The organism is Bacteroides difficilis (genome assembly GCF_048319815.1).
Lineage (GTDB): Bacteria > Bacteroidota > Bacteroidia > Bacteroidales > Bacteroidaceae > Bacteroides > Bacteroides zhangwenhongii.
In genome coordinates this window covers 2012999-2039063 of record NZ_CP182814.1, presented here as the reverse complement: position 1 = coordinate 2039063, position 26065 = coordinate 2012999, and the positions used below count along the sequence as shown (strand labels likewise).

The window sequence follows — 26065 nt, the reverse complement described above, 5'->3', positions numbered from 1 at the left end:
CATGAAAGAAAGAGAAAAGAAATATATAGCTTTGTGGCAAGTCATGCAAAGGGAATGCCGACGGTTGGTTTCACGTCCGCTCTACCTTTTCTGCATGGTTATCGCTCCACTATTCTGCTATATCTTCTTCACCACATTAATGGATTCGGGACTTCCGCAGAATCTTCCGACCGGTGTAGTGGATATGGACGACTCATCGACTTCCCACAACATCGTGCGCAATCTGGATGCCTTCTCACAGACGGGTGTCGTAGCGCATTACAGTAATGTGACGGATGCGCGAATTGCTGTACAGGAAGGGAAAATCTATGGATTTTTCTACATCCCGAAGGGTTTATCCGCAGAAGCGCAAAGCCAGCGGCAACCTAAGATTTCTTTCTACACCAACTATTCTTATCTGATTGCCGGCTCCTTGCTTTTCAGAGACATGAAAATGATGGGGGAACTCACCTCCGGTGCCGCCGCACGAACCGCTTTATATGCCAAAGGGGCAACGGAAGACCAGGCGATGGGATTTCTGCAACCTATTGTGATTGATACGCATCCTCTGAATAACCCGTGGCTGAACTATTCGGTATATCTGTGCAACACATTGATACCGGGAGTACTTATGTTACTTATATTCATGGTTACCGTCTATTCAATCGGTGTGGAAATCAAGGACCGTACCGCACGTGAATGGTTACGTATGAGCAATAACTCGATTTATATTGCATTGGCAGGAAAACTACTGCCCCATACGGTTATCTTTTTTATTATGGGCATATTCTATAATGTATACCTGTATGGTTTCCTGCATTTTCCTTGCAATAGCGGTATTCTTCCGATGATATTCGCAACACTCTGCCTCGTTCTCGCCTCGCAATGTTGCGGCGTTGTCATGATAGGAACCTTACCGACTTTGCGGCTTGGACTGAGTTTCGCTTCCTTATGGGGAGTTATATCATTCTCCATCTCCGGCTTTTCATTTCCGGTAATGGCGATGCATCCCGTTTTACAAGCTTTGAGCAATCTGTTTCCGTTGCGTCACTACTTCCTTATTTATGTAGATCAAGCGCTCAATGGGTACAGCATGGCTTATTCTTGGAGTAACTATATGGCATTACTGATATTCATGTTGCTTCCTTTTCTGGTAGTTCACCGTTTAAAAGAAGCACTTGTTTATTACAAATATATTCCCTAAATGAAAGATATAAAATTAAAAGATAAGATAGTACAAGGTATCAATGACCTGTTTTATATCTGGAAACGGGAGTTTCAGACAACTTTCCGCGACCAGGGGGTACTGATATTCTTTATACTCGTTCCATTGGGTTATCCGCTATTATACAGTTTCATTTACGATAATGAAGTTGTGCGTGAGGTCCCCGCTGTCGTTGTGGATGACTCTCATTCATCTCTCAGCCGCGAATACTTGCGCAAAGTAGACGCTACGCCTGATATCCAGATTGTTTCATACTGTGCCGATATGGAGGAAGCCAAGCAGATGTTGAAAAACCGACTTGCGTATGGTATTATCTATATCCCCTCTGACTTTAGTGATAATATAGCCAAAGGAAAACAGACGCAAGTCAGCATTTATTGTGATATGAGCGGATTACTTTATTATAAATCCATGCTCATAGCCAATACAGCTGTTTCATTGGATATGAATCAGGATATCAAAATTGCACGTAGTGGCAATACTACTGACCGTCAAGATGAAATCACTGCTTATCCGATAGAGTATGAGGAAATTTCCATATTCAATCCTACTGCCGGATTCGCAGCTTTTCTGATTCCTGCCGTACTGGTGTTAATCATTCAGCAAACCTTATTGCTCGGTATTGGCTTGGCTGCCGGTACTGCCCGAGAAAACAACCGTTTCAAAGACCTTGTTCCCATCAACCGGCATTACAACGGTACCTTACGGATTGTACTCGGAAAAGGTCTGAGCTACTTCTTGATTTATATATTGGTAGCTTTTTATGTACTGTATATTGTCCCAAGAATATTCAGCCTCAATCAAATAGGACAACCGGACTCATTAGTGTTATTTGTTGTCCCCTACTTAGCCGCCTGCATATTCTTTGCAATGACTGCCTCTATCGCTATCCGCAACCGGGAAACGTGTATGCTGATTTTTGTATTTACATCTGTCCCTTTATTATTTATCTCCGGAATTTCATGGCCGGGAGCCGCCATACCTCCCTTCTGGAAGTATGTATCTTACATCTTCCCGTCTACTTTCGGTATCAATGGTTTCGTGAAAATCAATAATATGGGAGCTACTCTAAGCGAAGTAGCCTTTGAATATAAAGCTTTATGGCTACAGGCAGGCATTTACTTCCTTACCACCTGTTGGGTATATCGCTGGCAAATCCTTATGAGTCGCAAACATGCGATAGAGAGATATAAAGAATTAAAAGAGAAGGCCCTACATTAATTCATTTTTGATATAGGATATTAAGTTGTACTGACACCCGGGTGTCAGACTAGTAATTCTTGCAGATAAACGAGGCAGAATGTATAACTCGTCCCAATATCATATAATAAGAAGAAATATATCAAACATTAGAATATAAAAATCCCCCGTTCCAAAGAGTATAGAACGAGGGACTTTAAAGAGATATTATAAAGAGAGTATAATCCTAATTAGAATTTATAACCTACACCGATAGAGAAGTTCATGTTCTTCGGAGCACCGTCACCATCACCAAGCTTAGTCAAGCCAAATTCTCCATCTAAACTAACAAAGAACTTATTGATCTCATAAGCAACACCAACACCAATACCAAAATCAAACCTCTTCATATCCATTTGATCTTCACCACTTCCAAAAAGATCTGCTTCTTTAGGAATATCTAGATAATCCAAAACATCTTCTACAGAAATTCCACCTAAATCACCCTCAATATCAGTTTTCCACTTACCTGCAATACCAAAAGCAAAGTATGGACCAGCTTTCACCACGATGTTTTGGTTATCAGCAATCGCAAAACGAGCAGCTGCCAACACAGGAATCTCTAAATACATCGGATTCAATTTCGCAGTAGCAGTAATTCCCTCTTCACTCTCTTCCATTTTAGTTCCTTTTTGAGTGAACATCAACGATGGTTGGATAGACCACATTTCTGTGAATTGATATTCCGCACCTACGCCTACATTAAATCCAATTCTCATCTTACTATCTTTAAACGCATCTCCTGTAAAATTACTCATGTTCATACCAACTTTGGCATTCCAAGAAAGCTGAGAATAAGAAACGATAGAAACAAGTGCAAATAGCACAAAAATCAAACCTTTTTTCATATCATTTATTTTTTAATTCGCCTCCCTCTTTCCCTTTGGTCAGCATTATTAATAGTTTTGTATCTCTAGTGCGGGGAATTTCCTGAACTTTGTTAGAGTATCAAGACGCACCGTTTCATATTTAACGTCTGTTTCGTACCCGCAAATATATTTCATTTATTTTATATAAAAAAATCCTAGAACAACTATTTTTTGCATAAATGTTATTAAAGTGTGACTATTTAGGCGAAAATAGTGTTTATCCTATCATTTTTCGTGCTTAATATTTTGGTGAAATAATATCATTGAAACATTTTTGCAACAAACACACATATTTTATTATAAACCAGCGGGTAGTCACAAGAATATTCTTATATTTGCTCGTAGTATAAGAAACATTATATAATAGATATGAGAAGTTTCGCATGGATTATCGGTTTGCTACTTTGCACCGTTTACGGTGTACAAGCCCAAGACAGAGTGATTGAACGTCCTCCTTTTCTCGCCTGGAGTTCCAATAGCATTGAGATTGATAAAATTGTTATGGGAGATACAGTTACCACCCTATACATTAAAGCTTATTATCGCCCTAAATATTGGATAAAAATTGCGACAGGCAGTTTTCTGAGAGACAATAACGGAATGCTTTACCCTATCCGCAAGGGAGTTGGAATCACATTGGACAAAGAATTCTGGATGCCGGAATCAGGAGAAGCCGAATTCCAATTATTGTTTCCTCCCATTCCTCAAAATGTAACTAGTCTTGATTTCTCGGAAGGAGATTTTGACGGAGCGTACAAGATATGGGGAATACAACTGGACAGAAACGCATTTTACAAGCAAAAACTTCCTAAAGAAGCGGTTAAACACAAAATAAACAAAAAAGCGGCATTACCCACCCCTAAGTTAGCTTATGCTACCGCTACTTTGAAAGGGAAAATCCTCGATTATCAGAAAGATATGATGAAACAGATGCGGATGCATATAGAAAGTCCCGCATCGAATATCCACAACGAACAGAATATTATAAAAATCGAGGAGGATGGCAGCTTTCAAGCAGAAGTAAAAGTAACGTCCGTCACAAGCGTTGCATTGGAGCTTCCTTTCGGCTGGGTGGAATGCCTGATAGCCCCCAATGAAGAAACATTACTCATTATCAACACAAAAGAACTTTGCCGTAGGCAGACACATCTGCAAAAGAAGGATAAAACATTCGGAGAACCTGTATACTTCAACGGATATCTGGCCAGCTTGCAACAAGAACTGGCTTCGGTAGATATTGATATCACATTAAAAAGTGTTTTCTACATGGATATGTACAACGCCATTGCAGGGAAAAGCGCAGATGAATATAAAGCCTACGTATTGGAACGTCTTCCATCCATCCGGAAAGCGATAGAACAATCTTCCTATAGCAATGCGTGCAAAGAACTATTGAACATACAGGTAGATCTCGCAGCAACCGGGAAAATTGCGATGACAGACAGAGAGGTAAAATCTGCTTATATTGCTGTAAATAAGTTAAACAGAGAAAAAGCAAACGAATATTTTTCCAATACGCATATTGATATTCCCGAAGGATACTATGACATATTAAAGGAATTTACTTCCATCAATACCCTCAAAGCGTTATACGGCAGGCAGTATGCATCAACAATCTATCTGATCAGTTTTATGCCGAACTATCGGAAAATACTTAAAGAAACGTTAGGAACGAATCAAGGGCCATTATTTGATTATATAAGATTCAACGAACTGTACCATTCTATCAAAGATTTCATTCCATTGACAGCAGATCAGGAGATAGAAATAAAGAAGTTGTCTTCTCCGGCGTATACCGAAATGCTTACTCAAACGAACAAAGAAACAATAAAGAAAATAGAATTGAACAAAAGGAAGAGTGGATTTAATATCAATGAAGCGGGAGAAGTCTCCAATGAAGATTTGTTCCCATCCATCCTTTCCAAGTTTCGCGGGCATACTTTACTGGTTGATATTTGGGCAACCTGGTGCGGTCCTTGCCGCATGGCCAATAAAGCAATCGCCCCGATGAAAGAGGAATTGAAAGAGAAAGACATTATCTACCTTTACATCACCGGCGAAACGTCTCCCAAAGGAACATGGGAAAATATGATTTCCGATATTCACGGCGAACATTTCCGCGTAACCAACGAACAATGGAATTTTCTGATGTCCAACCTCAACATAGAGGGAGTCCCTACCTATTTTATCATTGATCCTGAGGGTAATATCACTTATAAGAAGACAGGATTTCCGGGAGTGGAAACGATGAAAAAGCAGTTACTGAAAACTTTGAGTAAATAGTTCCGAATATGGTATGAAAGGGGCTTTGGAGTATCCAGAAGAGGATTGTCATAATGAATAAACGAAACGCGGATTAACGCAAATATCGTAGAAGCAATTTTACAAGTTATTGATAAATATATAATTGAAATACCCTACGATAAATTGCGTTAATCTGCGTTTTATTATTCATTACGATACAGTTCTTTTACGAACTCTTATTTATGCATCTCTACAATCTTGGTAGGAGCCATTTCCACATTCCGACGATCTACCTGACGGACAACACTAGCTGCCAAGGAAAGGAACGCACGTCCGGTCACGGAATCTTCATCCAATGCGACAGGAGTACCATTATCTCCTCCTTCACAGATACTTTGCACGATAGGAATCTGTCCCAGCAAAGGAACATTCATCTCTTCAGCCAGTTTCTTGGCACCTTCTTTGCCGAAGATATAGTATTTATTTTCAGGAAGTTCGGCAGGAGTAAACCATGCCATATTCTCAACCAGACCGAGAATGGGCACATTTACCTTATCATTGGTGAACATATTGATTCCCTTACGGGCATCCGCCAAAGCAACTGCCTGCGGAGTGCTGACAACAATCGCCCCTGTCATAGCCAATGTCTGAACAACGGTCAGATGAATATCACTGGTTCCGGGAGGAAGGTCTATCAAGAAATAATCCAAATCTCCCCAAGCCGCATCACCAATCAACTGTTTCAACGCATTGCTTGCCATCCCGCCACGCCATAAAGTAGCTTGATCCGGATCAACAAAGAAACCGATAGACAATAATTTCACTCCATATTTCTCTACCGGAATAATCAGATCACGACCGTCTATACGCTCGGCATACGGGCGCGCATCTTCCACCTGGAACATTTTCGGCATGGAAGGACCGAAAATATCCGCATCGAGCAAACCTACCTTATAACCCAATTTCGCCAAAGCAACCGCCAGATTTGCTGACACGGTAGACTTGCCTACCCCGCCTTTACCGGAAGAGATACCAATAATATTCTTTACCTGAGGAAGCATCTTGCCCACCTCCGGACGGGGAGCTTGTTTACTTTCTGTCGCAATCGTCACCTGCACATCCGGAGACACATAGGTATGAATAGCTGTCTCGGCAGCTTTCACCATTGATTTCATAAACGGATCGGTCGGTTTCTCAAAGATCAATGAAAAACTGACAGACATACCGTCAATACGGAGATTATCGGCAACCATCTCCGCTTCTACCAAATTCTTTCCCGTACCGGGATAGCGCACCGTTGCCAATGCATCCAATATCAATTTAGGATAAAGAGTCATGTCAATTAAAAATTAAATATTAAAAATTAAAAAGGGAGATGCGCAGGCTCCTTGAGTGATAGGAGGAGATGCGTAGGTCCGGTCCATATTTATGCAGTTCTATTTACTTGTATTTAGTCCGCTACGCTTGCTGCGGTTATAACTGCGATAAGAATCAAGTTCTATTTCCACATCCGGCTCTTGCAACTTTCCTTCCTGTGGAAGACGGAATTTGATATACTTGATGTTTAAACCACGATCGAGCCATTGTTGTTCATAATAGGTCTTGATACCGAGAATATCATCCACCAATTCCGAGTGATATAAATCTTCGGTCATAAAGTCTACCGGAAGCCGGTTCGCCTCTATCATGTATTTTGTATAAGTGAACATGAAATTGCTGTCCGTCTTCAGGTGGATAATGCCGTCCGGTCGCAAGAACTTGCGGTATCTTTCCATAAAGTAAGTGGAGGTCAGCCGTTTCGTCGCTTTCTTCATCTGCGGATCAGAGAAAGTAAGCCATATTTCGCTCACCTCACCCTCAGCAAAGAAGCGTTCGATAATCTCAATATTGGTACGCAGGAAAGCTACATTCTTCATTCCCGCCTGCAACGACTCCGTAGCTCCGGTCCACATACGGGCTCCTTTGATATCGACCGCTATAAAATTCTTCTCGGGAAACATCTTTCCCAAACCGACCGTGTACTCACCACGTCCACAGCCCAGTTCGAGTACAATAGGATGATCGTTTTTGAAAAACTCCTCATGCCATTTTCCCTTCATATCGAAAGGCACGTTATCTATCGCCGAATAAGGATACTCGAAGACGTGCGGATAACTTGCCATATCGGCAAACTTTTCTAATTTGTTCTTACCCATATCAATCCTGATTAGGCTGCAAAGGTACTGATTTTGACGTAATCGGCAAAAAGAAAAAAGAAGAGGATTATTTTCACCACAGATTACACGGATTAACACAGATTAAAAAGAAGAAATAATCTGTGTTAATCCGTGTAATCTGTGGTGAACCCTGTGTTATTCTACGATTGTCACCCATCCGTGTGTATCCGGTTCGTCACCATATTGGATACCACGCAGCTTATTGTACAGCTTCGTACAAATCGGTCCCGGCTTTCCGTCTTTAGAGATAACGTATGATTTTCCATTCTCCAAATCGTCGATACGCTGAATCGGGCTGATTACTGCCGCAGTTCCGCAAGCACCGGCTTCTTCAAAAGTCTCCAGTTCTTCTTCCGGTATCGGGCGGCGTTCAACCTTGATACCCATATCTTCCGCCAACTGCATTAAGCTCTTGTTCGTGATAGACGGGAGGATGGAAGTTGACTTCGGAGTGATATAAGTGTTATTTTTGATACCGAAGAAGTTGGCAGCTCCACACTCATCGATATACTTCTTTTCTTTTGCGTCGAGATAGAACTCGCAGGAATAACCCAAGTCATGCGCTTTTTTGTTGGCACGAAGACTGGCGGCATAGTTCCCACCCACTTTATAGATACCAGTTCCGTGAGGAGCGGCACGGTCATATTCGCGAATGATAACGTACGGATTGGTAGAGAAACCACCCTTGAAGTACGGACCTACCGGAGTCACAAATACGACAAACATATATTCATCTGCCGGATGCACCCCCACTTGAGCACTTGTTCCGATCAGCAACGGACGAATGTAAAGAGAAGCACCTGTCTCGTATGGAGGAATGAAACGTTCGTTCAGTTTCACCACTTTCAGAATAGCTTCCTTAAAACGTTCAGTCGGAAGTTCAGCCATCAGGATTCCCTGACAAGTAGATTGCAGACGGGCTGCATTCTCTTCCAAACGGAAAATACGCACTTTACCGTCTTTTCCACGAAAAGCTTTCAAGCCTTCAAACGCTTCCTGACCATAATGCAGGCACGTAGCTGCCATGTGCAGATTCAGATGTTCGTCACTGCTCACTTCCAGTTCTCCCCATGCTCCATTGCGGAAATTAATTCTCACATTGTAGTCTGTCTTCATGTAGCCAAACGACAGATTCGCCCAGTCTATTTCTTTCATATTGTAATGTATTAGTTTATTTTTCTTATGTATTGATTCGCAAAAATAGCTTTTATTCTTCAGATTGCCGCTTTTCTTGCAATAATTTTTCGACTTCCTTATCTGCTTTCGTCAGTTTTTCGGTGCAGAAAGCTATTATTTCATTGGCTTCTTTGATTTTCTCACCCAAGATGTCAATATCCAATTCATTATTGTCTATCTGGCGAACAATCTTCTCGAGACGTTCCATTGCTTGAAGATAGGTTTCTTTTTTTGCTGCCACGATCGTTATATTTATTAAGAGTTAATGAGATTTGTTTCTTTTATCAGTTCCGATAAGACGGCTTTGCTCTACCACAGATTGCACCTCCCCTTTCGAGAACCGGGTGACCAATCTGTCTCCCGACTTCAATGAGGATGCGTCCGTTACCGCCTTCCCATCTTTCAGCGTGATGCTGTATCCACGACTTAACAATTTATCAGGAGAAGCATCGGCAATGCGTTGTTGCAAAAGTTCCAATCGGTGACGCTGGCGGGACAATAACGCCATTGTGGCTTGCGACAGATCCTTTCGGGCTGTCAGCAAGGCAAGACGCGCCTCTGTCAGTTTCCGCTGTACAAGGTTCGGGATACGAGCCTGCAGTGTATCCAATCTTCTCCGCTCCCGCTCCAACAGCGTATATGCTCCTTGCCGAATGCGAACAGACAAATCCTCCAGACGGTCCGCCACTTCCGCAACCCGATGAATCAAAAGTTCCGCCGCAGCCGTAGGAGTTTTCACCCGGGTATGAGCCACCGAATCAAGTACTGTATCGTCTCGTTCATGACCAATTCCGGTAATGATAGGAAGCGGGAACTGCGCACACGCAGCAGCTAATAGGTAAGTGTCGAAGCCGGACAAATCGGAAGTAGCCCCTCCGCCACGAATGATGACCACCACATCAAAATCATCAATACGGGCATTGACGCGGTCTAATGCAGCCAACACAGATTCTTCCACCTGATTCCCCTGCATCAATGCAGGAAACAGTTCTGTGTAAAAGAAGAACCCTCCGGGATTATGCTGCAACTGATGACAAAAATCACCGTATCCGGCTGCAGTAGCGGAAGAGATGACCGCAATACGTTGAGGAAGCAGAGGCATTTCCAATTCCTTATTCAAGGTCAGTACTCCTTCTTCCTCCAACTGCAACAGTATTTCCCGGCGACGACGGGCCATATCTCCCAATGTATAGGCAGGATCAATATCAAGCACGGTCAGACTGTAACCGTAAAGTTCGTGAAACTGGACGGTCACTTTCACCAGCACTTTAATGCCGGATGTAAACGGTTGCCCGGTCGTTTCCTCGAAATAGGGTTTCAGCAAACGATAAATGGTATTCCAAATCATACCGCGTGCTTTAGCGATAAGACTATTGCTGCGAGGATCTTTCTGCACAAATTCCAGATAACAATGGCCTGTCGTATTGGAACGGACATCGCTCAGCTCAGCCTGTATCCAATATTCATCAGGCAGGCATTGCTCCAGACTACGGCGGACAAGCGCATTCAGCTCCAAAAGAGAAAGTCTTTCTCCACCCTCCCCCGAAGAGAAGGGGTCTGACCGCTTCGACTGATTCATAGTGTTTATCATACAGCAGCCATCTTATTTCTTTTCCTTAGAGGAGGAGTCTAGATAAGCCTTCCATAAGTCGGGTATGCCATAGCCATAAATATTGTCGGGGAAACCGGCTCTGTCACCCGAACGGCGAACAAGTTCGATTATCTCTTTTGCCGTCAGCTTTGGACAAGCCTGCCACAGACAAGCCACCATCCCACACATAATCGGAGAAGAGAAAGACGTACCGTTGGCACGGCTAAGATTGCCATTCGTTCCCATCACATCCGATCCCAGACCGACAGCCACCACATCAGGTTTCACCCGTCCGTCCGCCGTATTTCCTACGGAAGAAAACGGAGCCAACTCACCTCTTTTATTAATGGCGCCTACAGTGATCACATTTTCCGCATCTCCCGGAGGGGTAATCTTCTTCCACGAACCCGCACCGGAGTTTCCGGCACTGCAAACAACGACCATTCCTTTATCGGCTGCATGGGAAGCCTCACGTGACATCAACGCATAATGCCCGTTCAAATCACGGTACCTATAATTCTTTGTCGGATCATCAAAGGAATAATATCCAAGTGATGTATTCACCAAATCCACACCTACGCTATCGGCAAACTCAATAGCTGCCGCCCAATAGTCCTGTTCCACTAAGTTCTCCGAATACTCATCCTCACTGCGCAATAACCAATAAGAAGCTTCGGGAGCCGTACCGATCATGACATTCGGCTGATTCATCGCCATACAGGAAAGGACGGACATACCGTGACTGCTTTCCGCATAAATATCCGCCTCCGGGTTTACAAAGTCACGCACACCCCGAATATCGATATTCTTCATCGCTTCAATCTTATCTACATTATGGAATCCCGCATCAATAACCGCAATCGTCATTCCTTTTCCCTTGAAACCCGCATCATGAAGGAGGTTCGCCTTGCTCATCTCAATCTGGGTACACGCAGGACCGTAAAGGCTATCTGTACGTAGCGGCTTATTAATCAGCGAATCTCTTCGGGTAGCTTTTTCCATCTTTCCTTTCCATACTCTTTCTGCAGAACGCACAAAAGGCAAGCGGGCAATCTCATCTATCAACACACTGTCATTACAAGAGACAGTAACGAAATTCTCCCATTTTCCGGTCACAAGTATGTGAACTCCTCTCCGACGGATAGCGTCTACATATTTCTTACATACCGGCAAATCGGTGGAATCAATCTTCAAGCCCTGTTTCTTTCTCCGTTCAATAGACTTTTTGGATAAGTACTTTTCCGGCTTTTGCAAAGAATAATCGGTAGCAGCCTTGTCTTTCAGACTGATACGATACTTCAAGGTATCTCCGGGAGTAAATTGGGCGAATCCACCCAAGCACACAGTTAAAGTAAGAATCAATAGTATAAACTTCTTCATCAGTTATCTTTATTTTATCAATTAAAATCCTTCGTTTTCCAGAATCACCAGACCTATTCCACGCTGTGAAGCTATGAAAGCTCCTCCCAACACTCGCTTTCCATCATAGAATACAGCCGATTGTCCGGGAGCTATAGCCGAAGCCGTTTCAAGAAAACGGACAAGCAAACGACCGTCTTCAAGACGTCTCACCCGACAGGCCAACGGACGACTGCGATAGCGAATCCGTACCGTCAGGTTCTCACACTGAAACAGTTCTTGTTCGTCCACAATCTTATCCTGTTCCGCCAACATATAATCCGTCTTCAACTGCTCCGCATCGCCAAGCATCACCGTATTCTTCTGAGGGTTGATTTTCAACACATAAGCAGGCTTTCCAAGCGCGATTTCCAGTCCTTTCCTCTGACCTATAGTATAATAAGGCGCCCCTTTGTGCTGCCCCAGCTTTACACCTTCGGAGTTGACAAACCATCCCGGACCGATCTCGCTATCCAATTCCGGACACTGTTCGCGGAGAAAGTCGCGGTAATCTCCTTTAATGAAACAGACTTCCATACTCTCTCCCTCCTTCGATTTAGCCTCATAGCCATTCTCAGCCAGGTATTCACGCACTTTTATTTTTGTATAATCCCCCAACGGAAAGATACAACGTCGCAGCACATCCTGTCCCAACCTCCAAAGAAAATAAGACTGGTCTTTTTTATCATCGTCTCCGGCTATGATATAAATATGCCCGTTGTTCTCTTCCAGCCGTGAATAATGTCCGGTAGCAATCCAATCACAACCCAACTTGTCCGCCCATTCCGTCAACACACGGAACTTAAACAACGGATTGCACATCACACAAGGATTCGGTGTACGTCCCTGCTTATATTCGTCTATGAAGTTTTTTACAATAGTCTCTTTAAAAGGTATACGTTCATCCGCCACATAATGTTCAATGCCCATCCTGGCAGCCAACTCTCTGGCATCCTGCGGCTCATCTCCCCATACACGCATAGTGACTCCCACTATTTCGTATCCTTGTTCTTGCAGCATAAGGCAGGTAGCGGTACTGTCTATACCGCCACTCATACCCACCAGCACTCTCTTATTTCGTTCTTTCATCTGATCCTTGAAAAGTTATATGGATACAAATGTACGAGATTTCAACCAGATAGCCATACAGATAAAAAAATAAAAAGGAAACAGATCTAAAACCTATTTCCTTTCCATCATTCACACCTATTTCAAACCCTCAATCTTTATACCTATAATTCTATTTGGCATTAAACCTCTGTATTGTATCAAAAAACGCTTGAATATTCTCTTCCGGAACCAGAGGAGGAACATCACATCCTGTTGAAATCACAAAATTACCATATCCTTTTGTACGTTCCAACAATTCCATTGTTTCAGCTACAACTTGTTGGCTATTGCTTTGTTTAAGAATACCAACGGGATCTAAGTTACCCATTACTAATATATTCGAAGGACACTCTTTCAATGCTTCCACCACATCAATCTTGTTACCAAAGTGAAGAGCATTTGCACCGCTCTCCACCATTGCCAGAGTACATTGACCTGTATTTCCACAATTATGAAGAATAACTGTAAAGTCATCATCCTGTACAGCCTCCACAATACGTTTAACAAACACGGTTGAATACATCATACAGTCCTCATTTGATAACAAACCGGCTGCTGGCTCGGCTATGACAACTCCAGCAGTGCCCAGTTCCTTCAAAGCCTTACAATACTGTATCAGAAATTCCGTACATTTATCAAGCAAAGCTAAAATCATATCCGGTTCGATATAAATAGCAACCATTATTTCCGACATATCATACAAACGTCCCGCCAATGAATATGGACCGATACAACCTGCAAAAACCGGACGATCCTTCATAAATTCAACAGCAAGACGGTTTGCTTTCAAATATTCTGGCAACCGTCCCTGACTTAAATCTGGAATCTGCAATTTATCAACAGAATCCATATCTGTAATCAAACGACCTATTACCGTAGGAACCTCGTCTTCGGGAAACTTAACTTGCGCACCAAAAGCTTCCGCTTCTACCGTCAAATCCATAATTACAGTACAAGAAGAAGTATGATAACGTTCTGCGACAGCCTGAATAGCTCTAAAGTGTACCTCTCCGTCAGTTACCGCACGTTTTACCGTTTCACCTATCAACTCAATACCAGGATGTGTCATTATAGGCAATGACGTAACTTCCGCTTTCGATAGAACATCGTTTATCCATGTTTTCATAATACTTTTATTTGAATTTTGCTTCTGTTCTAAAAGAACATATTAATAAATACACAATACATACTCCCAATATCAACAAAGAACCGATCAGGCTACCAGAACAATCGGCAGCTACTCCCATTAATAAAGGAATAACAGCTCCGCCAGATACACCAGTTATCATCAATCCCGAAATTTCATTAGCTCTATCCGGTTGTATCCTTAAAGCCAAAGAGTAAATAACGGAGAAGATGCCTGCCGCACAAAAAGCTATAAGACAAACCCACATAAGAATGCCGGTATAGGAAAATGAGAAGATCAAACCGATAAGAGCCAATAAAGCAACCAGCATATTAATAGCAAAATAAGTTCTTTCTGATAGCTTGGTCAAAATCAAGACTCCTAGAAAAGCGCCAAAAGTTCTAGCCGCGAAATACCAACTAGTACCATATCCGGCAACTTCTTTGGCTAAATCCAAACGGGTCATTAATAACTTAGGAGTAACAGTATTCATTCCCACATCCAAACCAACCACACATATGATTCCAAAGAATAGTATCAATATCCGACGATCCTTTAAAAGTTGGAAAGTAGACCCTATAGATGATGTGGCTCGATTATTCACCACCTCTTTCTCTATGGTTGTCATATAAAGCCAAATGGTAGAAAGTAAGGTTATTCCTGCATAAATCAGAAACATCATTTCCCAATTTCCGAGTTGCAAGGAACAAAAAGCTGCCAAAAGCGGACCAACGAAAGCCGATATGGCTTTTATTAACTGTCCCGCCGTCAATGTACTGGTCAACAAACTTCCATCAATCACGTTAGAGACTAAAGGATTGAGCGAAACCTGCAAAAACGTATTTCCTATTCCAAGCAAAGCAAATGCAAAATAACACGCCCATTCATTAAATAGAAAATAAGGAAGAGCCATACCTACGAAAGTAAACAACATACTAAATAGAACCGTATTCTTTCTTCCGATACGATTCATTAATGAGGCAACCGGAACTGACAAAAACAGAAACCAAAAGAAAACCATAAAAGGTAAAAAACCGGCCTGCGTTTCACTCCATGAAAATTCCTCTTTTGCATAAGTCACCGAAATGCCGATCACATCTGCAAATCCCATCACCCAAAAGCCAAAAAGTACTGGTAAGACGCTTTTTAGCGAAATCTGTTTCTTCATAATCATTCTCTTTGATGTAACTTCTTTCTATATAAGCAATTCTTCATCTCACACAACATACAATTATGTTCTACATAGCGAACTGAATGTCCGACACCAATAATACCGCTTACCGACTTGGAAGGAATCATTAAGGATGATTCGCTTAAGCTAATTCCACAAGGGGATGAGGGGAAAAAAGAAAAAATTTTCTGTTGCTCTCTCACAAGCCATCCACAATATCCCGGACTAAAACGATTGGTGAGTTGCAATTGACGTGCAGACAATTCTTCCGCTAATTGATGTTGAACCTGGTCCATTGCCTTTTCAACAGCAATACTACCCAAAGTATCTGCAAAGTAAGCTTTCAACGGATCACCTTGCGAAATGAAATATTTATAGGCGTCTGATATTCCGGCACCTATGGTACAAACAAATAAAGCTACCTGCTCACTTCCTTTCATTAAACGAGCTATTTTTCGCCCACATTCAAAACGGACATTCCGGACACCTAAATCTGTAATGCCTATATCAACCCCATCAGTAAGTAGAACTTTACCAAAAGGCTTTATCCATTCCTCTCCCTGATCTATAACCAAATTCAGTTCATCGGACAACATTTCAGCTTCTTCTTCGTTCGAAAAAATACCAGAAAAATCATCCGACGAAAGCTGTAGAGAGGAATAAGTTAATTTATAGTCAAATATCATTATTTTATGAAACAAGAGAATCCAACCATTTCACCGATTCCTGAGGATCCTTTCCATAAGCATCAGCTCCAATAGAGACAGCAAACTCACGAGAAAGAGGAGCACCACCCACCATTACTTTGGTCTGTGGAGAATAGCCCTTAATTGCCTGAATAGCCGGAGCCATATTGGTCATTGTAGTAGTCAACAGAGCAGACATACCTATCACAGCATCAGGGTGTTCCTGAAGAGCCGAAATAAATTTATCAGAAGAGACATCCACCCCGAGGTCAATCACTTCCCAGCCGGCACCTTCTATCATCATGCCACAAAGATTTTTACCAATATCATGCAAATCTCCTAATATAGTTCCGATGATAACAGTACCTTTCCTTTTCACTTCTCCGGAATTGAAATAAGGTTTCAGTAAAGCCATAGCTGCATTCATCGCTTTAGCTGATAACAACATCTGAGGGACAAATATTTTATTTTCCGTGAAACGTTGTCCCACTTCATCCATAGCAGGAACAAGAGCTTTATTCATTACTTCAGAAGGAGCCACTCCTTCTTCTAAAGCCTCTTTTGCATAATCATAAGCTCCGGGCATTCCCTTCATATGAGGAGGGAAGGGGGTTGATGCATTTATTTTACCTACTATCACACATTCTTTTATTCTGCCAAGTATTTTTTCCATAATATTTTCTTCTTTATTTATTTTCGCGTCTTCTAATTTCTTTCACTGCATCAATCATTGCATTAAAACCTTCAATGCTCATATAGTCAGGTATCGAATTACCGGACCCAAGCGCATAACCATTAGCCATAGACCTGAATAATGTACCTTCCTCTAATACTTTCTGATATACTGTATCATATGGATTCAAAATCAGGAAATTCATATCGAAACCTCCGAACAGTCCTATCTTGTCTGCATATTTCTCAATCCAAACTTGATAAGGACAAATCTGATCTTCGTTAGAATGTTTTGCATCAATACCATTCGCCAAAATATCAGGCATTATTTCAAATATGTTACCACAGCTATGTAGCAAAAACTTCTTACCGGCACTATGCACAACATCAATCACACGTTTATGTTGAGGAAGAATATACTGACGAATCGTATCCGGCTCAAGCATTGTTGCAGTCTTATGTCCCAAATCATCTCCCATACGATGAAAAACGAAAATATCCGCATAGTCGTGAACCATTCTTGTCCATAATGTCACATACAAATCACCAATCTTATTAAATAAGTCAGTAAACAAATCAGGATCCAAATACTGCATTACACAAAGACTTTCATACCCCACTAAGTCCTGAGCTGTTTCAAATATGCCATAGCCACATCCACCATATGCTTTCATTCCTGCCGGAAGTACCTTACGAATTGCATCCAGCCGAGGTTTATAAGTATTCCAAAAAATTGCAGGAATTTCGTCAAACGGATATCTTTCAAAATCTTCCCGCGTTTGAATAGGACCAAGCATACCGCCTAAAATGGCTCCATGTCCTGGTAAAATGTCACAAATACCAGCCTCATAAGAAAACGAGTCATACCCCGCATTTATCCAAAATTGAATAGTTTTCCGGAAGAATTCTTCTAGTTCATCTGGAGTATTGGAAATAATCTCCAGCCTCTCGCCAATGTATTTCGATATAAACGGAGCATCTATATTATGCTCATACAAAGGCAAATAATCTGGCTTCTGATTATACAATACTTTTAATATATTTGTATAATCAGGACTAAATGTTTTTTCATTCATCATAGTTCCTTGTTTAAAATTATCATTAGTACTCAATAGCTTTTTATAAGCTATTGAGTATGTGTACTTCTCTATTCGGATATTGAGAAAGGAATATTTTCATCTCCGCTACCCCACTGAGAGGGATTTTCGCCCATAACAAATTTCAAGACACCACCTTTCATAACATCAACGTGACTTATGAAGTTCTTATTATAAGGAGTTCCATTAAGCGTAGCAGACTGAATATATATGTTTCTACCGTTAACATTCTCAGCTACTATCTCAAAAGACTTACCATCCTTCAACCGGATAGATGCCTTTTTGAAGGTAGGACTTGAAATTATATAATAAGGTGTTCCCGGACATACTGGATAAAATCCCAAAGCAGAAAAAGCATACCATGCAGACATCTGACCGGAATCATCATTACCCGAAAGGCCACCGACATCCAATAAATACTCTTCTTGCATGATACGACGAACATGTTGTTGAGTTTTTGCCGGCTTTCCAAGCCAATTATACAAATAAGCAACTTGATGGCAAGGCTCATTCCCATGCCAATATCTGTTTTCTGAAAACATTGAATCCAATTTTGCTTCAAATATTTCCTGCCCCCCCATTGCTGTCATCAAACCACGAATATCTTGAGGAACATACCATGTATAATGGCAAGGATAGCCTTCAGTTATATAAGGTGCAAATATATAAGGATCGAAATACTCAACAAAACGCCCATCTTCATGTCTTCCTCTCGCATAACCGGTGACAGGATCTATTACATTCTGATAGTTCAGCGCTCTCTTCTTTAATAAAATTGCATCTTCTATTTTCCCTAATTTCTTTGCCACTTGAGAAAGTACGAAATCATCAAAAGCATATTCCAGCGTACGGGAAACCTGTTCACCCGTATGAAATGCTTCTTTCACAGGATCCTCTAAAGGTATATAACCATATTTTAAATAAGAATTTAATCCGCGTCGTCCCTTTCCATCAACATACTCTTCATAGGAAACAGGAGTTTCAAAAGCATTTTTGCGCATTCCTTCGTATGCTGTTTCCAAATCACGAACAGGAATATCCTTTATGATCGCATCTCCAATCATCGCAATAACATGATCGCCCACCATTGCAGAAGTATAGCTATTCCAACAAGGAAATATCGGCAGCCAACCTCCCTGAACATATTTAGATACCAAAGAAGAAACCATATCTCCACCTTTTTCCGGATTCATCAAATGTACCAAAGGCATTAATGCACGATAAGTATCCCATGCACAAAAGTCATCATAGTAGACAAAAGAAGGATCATGAACAATTGAATCGCGCAAAGAAAATGCCGGATAAGTTCCATCAACATCACTATAAATTCTAGGCAACAGAGAACAACGATACAAAGCACTATAAAACATTTCTTTATCATCATTATTCTCCGACTCTATATTAATAGAAGATAAATGGTCATTCCAACGTTTCTCTGTGGCTACCCGTACCTTATCAAAATCCCAATCCGGAATCTCTACTTCCAAATTACGTGCAGCAGCATCCGTACTTGTAAAAGAAGAGGCTGTCTTCACTATCAAAGCTTCCCCTTTATCCAGTTTAAATCCGATATAAGCTCCCAATTCACGCTTATTATCCATCTGCGTTGCAGACTGTAAACGCTCATTCTCATTATATACTCCATAAACCGTAAACGGACGATCAAAGTGAACCACGAAATGACCGCTGAAACCAGCCGACTGTCCAGTTCCTTGATAAATACGGTAAGCAGGATTATATCCTTTGATTTCCTGTTTCTCTACGTCTATTGTGATGGAACCGGCAAAATGATCATTATTAGGAGTTACCAAAATATATACAGAATCTGCTTGGTCGGGTGTAAATCTAAAGATAGCAGAACGATCAGTGGCAGTCATTTCAGAGAGCAATTGTGATTCGGCAAAACGTATAGAATAATAAGCCGGACTACCGATTTCATCTTTATGATGGAAAAGCTCTTTTCTCTCTTCCGATAAACACTTCAATGAGCCACTTAACCCCATAATTGTATAAGATCCATAATCTTGTGCACATCCACCATTAATCCAGTGAGATGCACGAAATCCATAAAATAAGGAATCTCTATAATAATAAGGAGAAACACATTTATTCTCAGTCAATCGTGTCTGAGGTGTCCAACTATTCATAGCATTGGGAGTCAATACCGCAGGAATAGTCTGTCCCAGTTCTTCCGTACCTTTTCCATGAGAATTGGCCGCTTTCGTCACACTAGGAGCAGTTCCAATAAATGTATTCACCCATTTTATAGGTGCTTGAGGTGACTCTGCACGTTTGGTGCATGACATTAATACCAATAAAGAGACTAAAAGATAACTATACTTCATCATATATGTAAGTTCTTAAAGTTAACACTAAATATTACTTCTTCACCAATGCTCTGTATTTATCAACTGAGGCTTTCATTCCATCAATCCACACAGGTACATTACGTCCACCCGGTTTCCATCCTAGAAAATATCCATTATACAAGGTGGCACAATCTTTATTATCTTCCTTCAGTTTGCAATATTCTACCCAAAGTTGGTCATAGGTATCCAATGCTAATTGAATGGAACATTTATCCCATTTCCCCGTTTTCTCTCCCAAATATCCTTTGAGCATGATAATCCATCCTTGCTCCATAATTGCATATAGCAAATAGCCGTATTGAGAAGAAACACGGATATAGTGTTCCGTACTTTTATCATTACATACTATTTGTCGGGATAAACTAACAATATCACTCCAAAGTGCTACAGATAAACGCATCTCATATAAAGCCTCATCTACCGCATCTTTAGCTATAATCTCATCAAAAATATGACTCAGTCGATCCACCCCTCCTAAAAAATGATCCCGCGTCCAAGCAACGTTAACCGGATGTATCAAGGAACCTCTCCCACGTATTATAGCATCGGGAGTCAACAGACATAGTTTACGGAAATAAGGTAATGTTTCTGGAGTTATTCCTTTCTTTATAGCATATTCATTAAATATTTCTTCCTCGCTACGTTCCGTTTTTACCGCCCAGTGACTCATTACATAGGTATTTAAATCACACCAAAGTTCGTTCGTTATATAAGGCCCTTGCCATCCGCCGCCACGCGACCATGTCCATACACCATAAAATAACGGATTTTCTTTGATATCATTCAAACAACGAGGAAGGGAATCATGTTTGTTTTCTTCAAAACCATTAATAACATCATTAGCAATATAATTCGGATAAGCCCCTTTTCCTTCATATTCTCTTTGACATTGGACTTCGACCACCTGCTTATGTTTTCCCAACATCAATGTCTTGTTAAAGGGAAACGTACGAAAATAATCTCCCTGAGTATGTTTCACCGCAATGTACAAATTAGAATGTGGTTCAACCGCATCTGTCACAGATAAATAATACTCCGGTCGTGTATGGAAGAATCCAAAATCCCATGTTCTATATACAATCTTTTTATTCCGTTTTACACAAACTTCCTCCCTGAGTAAGTTTAGTAATTGTGTATGTATCTTTATACTCTCATCCAATTTATTTTTGTAATCTACCGGACCGTTCCCAATATGATAAGGAATATTATGAATATAAGTTTCCCCTGTACGTATGACCAATCCATCCATTTCAGGGAATAATTCAAACAACTCGTCCAGCATTATCTTGTGAATTTCCCAGGTTTTAGGTTTTTCAAATGATATATGCCCATCCTTATCACAAATCTCATCTTTATACAATTCGATCAGTTTCTTGGGCAGAACAATTATATCAGTAAAATAAAAAGCCTGTAATCCATTCTTATGACATTCTCTAATCTGTGCGCGTATTTCTTCCGCTAACAGATTGATCCATGTACGTTCCGGAGATTTTCGGGGGAAAATATTCTTATTCAATTTATCAAAAGATACGGCACATTGAGGAAACTTAAATTCATTTATCACCATGCCATTAAAATGATAGGAAGCTAATTTCCCCGGATCACGAAACGAGGTTTGTGTCATAGCCTCCCCCGGATTATGATGTACCATATCCATCACCAGATATCCCTCTTTCTTACATTGCTGGGCACCAATGGCAGAGATAAAAAAACAGAATATAAATAGTAAAGTGTATTTATTCATGATATTTTGATACATTATTGTTGTAGTAGCTTCTTGTCAACTGACAAATATTCAACCTTTACATCTTTTAGGATGATATGTGGCATATTTTCTCCTCCCTGCACATCTATATCCTGAAGATTTAAACCATTCACATCGTCAAAGACAAAAGCTGGTCTGAAATCTTTAGCCATCGCCTTCACTGATACATTCTTCATCTTCAACCCCTTGACATGACGAACATAAAATCCCCATGCCGGTAATTCACCGAACATTGAAAATTCAGGATATGCAGTTTCCTGTTCCGGCACATCATCCAGTCTGTCCAATGGGATGATAGCCATTCCTTTATTTCCTCTACCCGGGAATATTATTTCTATATTTTCCAGTGTTACATTCTCTACACAATGTCCGGGTATTCCTGTTATAGATGAAGGTATGGGATTATGCAGCACAGATAAATCCGGTCCACGTAATTCATAGTTTTTATCCGGACGATCGAACGGAACTTCCACCTTTATATTTTTCAAAGTAACATTCCGCAATGTTCCCACATCTCCCTTATTACGATGTCCTAGTCTTACCAAAATAGCATTTCCGGTATTCGTTGCATTAATTCCGTCCACCAACACATTTTCTAAACATCCACCATCGACAGATTCAATAGCAATAGCAGAGCGAAATGTATCAAAAACCCGTATATTTTTAATAACTACATTTTTAAACCCACCTCTAGACACAGTTCCAAACTTCACGGCATTGGCACTAGAACGTACTGTACAATTTTCAATGTGAATATTATCATTCCAACATCCTTCTGTATGTGATTTAAGACATATACCATCATCTGCAGAATTTACATAACTATTAGTAATACGCACATTCTTACAATCACTGACATCAATACCATCATTATTCCAGTAAGCATCACTTTCAACTCTAATACTATCCATTACAAGATCTTCACATCTATCATAAGTCTGTAGCCAACAAGCTCCGTCTTTAATTGTAACCCCCTTTATCTGTATGTTTTTACACTTTACCATTTCTATGATTTCTGGTCGAGCTCCTTCGTTTGGTCTTTTTCGTGAACGGTTATACAATCTAGGTTCTAATTTTCCTACATAAAAAAGGCTGTCTATATACAAAGCCAACTCACGTCCCTGACCATCAATCACTCCTTCGCCTGTAATAGATATATTCTCCTGGTGATCTGCAAGAATTAATGCCATTCGTCTTTTCAAGCGGGTATAGTCTTCTACTTTTGTACTTCCCAGCAAAGTCCCACCTTTTTGAATATGGAGTTCCACATTAGATTTTAAAATAACACTACCAGTCAAGAAAGTGCCTTCCGGAACAATAACTTTTCCTCCTCCTGCATCCGCCGCAGCATCTATCGTTTTTTGTATAGCCTTGGTATTCAATACTTCAGAATTTGATTTAGCACCATAGCGTGTTATATCATAATCTTTTTCTTTCAGACTATCACTTTTCACCTGCGCCAACAGAAATAAATTAGCAGCTACCAACAAAAATATCTTTTTCAACATAAGCTCTATCTCTTTTATAGATTTATAATTATAAAACCGTGAATTAACTCATTACCAATGATTACTTATCAAAATATCCCCAAGTACTACCGTGTCCGGTTCACCTTCCATTGCTCATCCGTTTTTAAAAGAATCTCCAGCGAAGGAGTTTTCCAATATTTATCAGACAAAACAACCCTTACTGTATATTCTCCGTTACCCTTATTCACAATCTTTACCGCTTTAGCTATTTTTCTACTATCCAGCTTTTTATGATGTGGAAGCAATACGGAAAGCCAACGAATAGGTTTTCCTGCTTTCAAAACATGTTTACTATAAATCGCATAATCATCATTCTTCCAATGCTTCGGCTGATACTGTATTCCCTTCTCACTACTTCCAGGAGCATCGAATGTTATAAACAGTTTTTTATCCGCTTCTCCATATTTATCAGTAAAAGCCCTGACCAAAGCCGGATAATGTAATAAAGAGGCATCAAACCAAGTAGCTGTTGCCCCATCAGCATCACCACATTGAGGAGCAGAAGGAACATGCCATACAGGTCCCGCAACCAATCCGTCAGCTTCTTTACCTGGCATAAATTCATCTAAAACAACTAATACTCCTTCTTCTGTCAACAACATTCTTCTTTTCCAAGAAGAGTCATGTGTCCAAATTTCACGATAAGAAACTGATCCATAACTATCCTTTTCTTTATTCTCTACTGTTGCACTAGTTAAAATACCTCCTTGTTGACGATCCAAACGAAGATTATATTTCAGGTCACATCCATTTATAGCCAACTGAATAGGTACTCGCGTCCATCCTTCAATAGGAGTCACATATTTATAAGATAATCCCATACGACTATACTCTTCTGTCAGACTGAATTTTTCATTTAACTTGACACGCAGTATGGTACGTCCATATCGAGTTCGCAAACGAAGCACTTTCTTTCCTGTTTCTGTATCCGTCACTATCGCATAGTCCTCTTTAGCCAATGGTGTTTCTGTAAAGGTCTGCGTATTATCCGGACCTGTAAATGAAAAAGTTATATTGTCGTTCAACTCATCGAATACCACCATTTTTTTTTCGCCTTTAGCCCCTCCAATAAAAAGATCGCTGATATATACATCGACAGGGATATCCGAAGGACACACATTTCGATACTCATATCCTCCAAACCAAGTACGACCTGGAAAAATTTTACCCACAGATTTTTCACCGGCAGCAGGTAACAAAGCGAATTCAATCTTGACTTCCTGCAAATCCAGCAGATCGTTTTTTCCGGCAATAGCATCCGGATTCCCCCACATATAGCCTAATGGATTTTTCACTTCTGTCAATGCATAATTTACACCAGCAGTTTTTTTGTTATTAATCACATAATCTTTAGAAGGCATATGCGTCCGCGCTATTCTCAAATTGGCAGAAGAACGGTACCAACGTCCTGAAAATACTCCGGAAGTTTCACGGAAAGGATATTGTGCATCCGGCTCTGAAACCAATAAAGTATTATTCCATGCAGGCCATTCATAACGTCCGCGATCCGTAATAATCATAGTTCCATCGACTTCATAATGCACTAAATCCCCACGTGTATCAGCTACTCCTCCGTGATACAACATATTGCAGTCATCTTGAATCCAAAACTGCGCAAAAGGTGCTCCCTTTTCTCGTGAAGGAGCTAGTATTAAGCGATCCTTACTCTTATAAGTATCCGGGAAAATACATTGTACAGCCGCTCCAACTTCAGGCTCTTTCACCTCACTATCCGCATATTGAGGAAATGCTTTGGCGAAAGCTTCTTCGGGCAAGCGACCGGTCTTCATATTCCCCGCCAGATAAGTCTTCTTCAATGCCCATAAAATAGTAGGATCCGGACAAACTTCCATTATGGTGGTAAATGCCTTTACATAAGATTCCTGATCATACGGTTCTCCATCACCTGTAGACGAAACCAAACCTGAAGAACTGATATGGTCTCTATAACGATAATAAGCTTTCTTCAACTTCTCACTTTTCAGTTCTTTCAACTTTCCCAACCTTACTCCTAAAGCTATCAACCGGGGAACATTATGAGCAACATAAGCCGGTTCATAACTATCTCCAGGAATATACCAGTCATTCCACACCGCCTCTGCATAAGTTCTCCATTTTTTCATATCCGGATGTTTAGGATATAATTCAGCAGCAGCCAACGCGCCAATAGCATAATTGGCAGCCCGGTTATTCGGCCCTCGCTCCTCACATAAATTTAACTGATTTATAACTTCATCTGACAACCGCTTAAATTCCTGATCCATCAAGCCTTTTTCTTTCAATAAACGCATTGAATCAAAAAACTTTTCTCGAGCAAAAAAGGAGATTTCGAGTTTTCTCATTCCAGAATGTTTCTTCACATAGTCAAATGCATCAAGAATTCCCATAATAATTGTTTTTCCTTGCTCTTGTTCAGTCCTGCTATCTGATACAATTAAATCATAAGCCGCATAAACATCCACATCATTACTATGATAGAATGTGACCTCATCGGGAATCTTAATCTTGTCGAGAATCTTATTCTTCACTTCTATGCGTGTCATACTCTCAATCTTTTTATCTTGAGCAAATGCATATCCACCTAGTAAAAAAGAGATAATATA

The 26065-nt window shown here is 40.7% G+C and carries 20 protein-coding genes; 3 read left to right on the top strand and 17 right to left on the bottom strand.

Annotated features, from left to right (window positions below; all coding sequences use genetic code 11):
- The first annotated feature begins 1 nt into the window (after position 1).
- Entirely contained in the window at positions 2 to 1183 is a 1182-nt protein-coding gene (locus ACNOGP_RS07575; protein ID WP_418214454.1) for an ABC transporter permease, read from the top strand.
- Positions 1184 to 2425, top strand: a complete 1242-nt coding sequence (locus ACNOGP_RS07570) for an ABC transporter permease (protein WP_007764344.1) — start codon at positions 1184 to 1186, stop codon at positions 2423 to 2425.
- A gap of 209 nt (positions 2426 to 2634) precedes the next feature.
- Here ACNOGP_RS07570 and ACNOGP_RS07565 read toward each other — a convergent pair whose 3' ends face one another.
- On the bottom strand, positions 2635 to 3291 hold the full coding sequence (locus ACNOGP_RS07565) for a porin family protein (protein WP_418214453.1): 657 nt from the start codon (positions 3289 to 3291) through the stop codon (positions 2635 to 2637).
- A gap of 390 nt (positions 3292 to 3681) precedes the next feature.
- Here ACNOGP_RS07565 and ACNOGP_RS07560 point away from each other — a divergent pair, with 390 nt between their 5' ends.
- Entirely contained in the window at positions 3682 to 5595 is a 1914-nt protein-coding gene (locus tag ACNOGP_RS07560; protein WP_418214452.1) for a TlpA family protein disulfide reductase, read from the top strand.
- A gap of 197 nt (positions 5596 to 5792) precedes the next feature.
- Here the strand turns inward: ACNOGP_RS07560 and ACNOGP_RS07555 are convergent, their stop codons facing one another.
- The 16 genes from ACNOGP_RS07555 to ACNOGP_RS07480 form a co-directional block, all read right to left on the bottom strand.
- Complete coding sequence (locus ACNOGP_RS07555; protein WP_022275737.1) at positions 5793 to 6893, bottom strand: Mrp/NBP35 family ATP-binding protein; 1101 nt, start codon at positions 6891 to 6893, stop codon at positions 5793 to 5795.
- A gap of 99 nt (positions 6894 to 6992) precedes the next feature.
- Positions 6993 to 7751 carry a tRNA (guanosine(46)-N7)-methyltransferase TrmB gene (gene trmB / locus ACNOGP_RS07550; RefSeq protein WP_143868358.1) on the bottom strand — a complete coding sequence of 253 codons (759 nt, stop codon included), beginning with the start codon at positions 7749 to 7751 and terminating at the stop codon, positions 6993 to 6995.
- A gap of 156 nt (positions 7752 to 7907) precedes the next feature.
- Positions 7908 to 8960: a branched-chain amino acid aminotransferase gene (locus ACNOGP_RS07545; RefSeq protein WP_418214745.1), complete on the bottom strand. Its 1053-nt coding sequence runs from the start codon at positions 8958 to 8960 to the stop codon at positions 7908 to 7910.
- A 19-nt stretch (positions 8961 to 8979) separates the two neighbouring features.
- A complete protein-coding gene (xseB, locus tag ACNOGP_RS07540; RefSeq protein ID WP_007749434.1) occupies positions 8980 to 9189 on the bottom strand; it encodes an exodeoxyribonuclease VII small subunit in 210 nt (69 codons plus the stop codon).
- A gap of 21 nt (positions 9190 to 9210) precedes the next feature.
- A complete protein-coding gene (gene xseA / locus ACNOGP_RS07535) occupies positions 9211 to 10539 on the bottom strand; it encodes an exodeoxyribonuclease VII large subunit (RefSeq protein WP_418214451.1) in 1329 nt (442 codons plus the stop codon).
- A gap of 12 nt (positions 10540 to 10551) precedes the next feature.
- On the bottom strand, positions 10552 to 11919 hold the full coding sequence (locus ACNOGP_RS07530; protein WP_418214450.1) for a S8 family peptidase: 1368 nt from the start codon (positions 11917 to 11919) through the stop codon (positions 10552 to 10554).
- A 21-nt stretch (positions 11920 to 11940) separates the two neighbouring features.
- Positions 11941 to 13026 carry a tRNA 2-thiouridine(34) synthase MnmA gene (mnmA, locus tag ACNOGP_RS07525; RefSeq protein ID WP_418214449.1) on the bottom strand — a complete coding sequence of 362 codons (1086 nt, stop codon included), beginning with the start codon at positions 13024 to 13026 and terminating at the stop codon, positions 11941 to 11943.
- A 151-nt stretch (positions 13027 to 13177) separates the two neighbouring features.
- A complete protein-coding gene (locus ACNOGP_RS07520; protein ID WP_418214448.1) occupies positions 13178 to 14173 on the bottom strand; it encodes a uroporphyrinogen decarboxylase family protein in 996 nt (331 codons plus the stop codon).
- Positions 14174 to 14180: 7 nt separating this feature from the next.
- Positions 14181 to 15341, bottom strand: a complete 1161-nt coding sequence (locus ACNOGP_RS07515) for an MFS transporter (protein WP_418214447.1) — start codon at positions 15339 to 15341, stop codon at positions 14181 to 14183.
- A gap of 2 nt (positions 15342 to 15343) precedes the next feature.
- Positions 15344 to 16030 (bottom strand): vitamin B12 dependent-methionine synthase activation domain-containing protein, encoded by a 687-nt coding sequence (locus tag ACNOGP_RS07510; protein ID WP_418214446.1) that lies wholly within the window; start codon positions 16028 to 16030, stop codon positions 15344 to 15346.
- 4 nt (positions 16031 to 16034) lie between these two features.
- Positions 16035 to 16703: a cobalamin B12-binding domain-containing protein gene (locus ACNOGP_RS07505; RefSeq protein ID WP_418214445.1), complete on the bottom strand. Its 669-nt coding sequence runs from the start codon at positions 16701 to 16703 to the stop codon at positions 16035 to 16037.
- Positions 16704 to 16716: 13 nt separating this feature from the next.
- A complete protein-coding gene (locus tag ACNOGP_RS07500; RefSeq protein WP_418214444.1) occupies positions 16717 to 17781 on the bottom strand; it encodes a uroporphyrinogen decarboxylase family protein in 1065 nt (354 codons plus the stop codon).
- A 68-nt stretch (positions 17782 to 17849) separates the two neighbouring features.
- A complete protein-coding gene (locus ACNOGP_RS07495) occupies positions 17850 to 20144 on the bottom strand; it encodes a GH92 family glycosyl hydrolase (RefSeq protein WP_418214744.1) in 2295 nt (764 codons plus the stop codon).
- 34 nt (positions 20145 to 20178) lie between these two features.
- Positions 20179 to 21912: a hypothetical protein gene (locus tag ACNOGP_RS07490; RefSeq protein WP_418214443.1), complete on the bottom strand. Its 1734-nt coding sequence runs from the start codon at positions 21910 to 21912 to the stop codon at positions 20179 to 20181.
- A gap of 14 nt (positions 21913 to 21926) precedes the next feature.
- On the bottom strand, positions 21927 to 23441 hold the full coding sequence (locus tag ACNOGP_RS07485; RefSeq protein ID WP_418214442.1) for a glycoside hydrolase family 28 protein: 1515 nt from the start codon (positions 23439 to 23441) through the stop codon (positions 21927 to 21929).
- 86 nt (positions 23442 to 23527) lie between these two features.
- Positions 23528 to 26005: a hypothetical protein gene (locus ACNOGP_RS07480; RefSeq protein WP_418214441.1), complete on the bottom strand. Its 2478-nt coding sequence runs from the start codon at positions 26003 to 26005 to the stop codon at positions 23528 to 23530.
- Between the last annotated feature and the right edge of the window lie 60 nt (positions 26006 to 26065).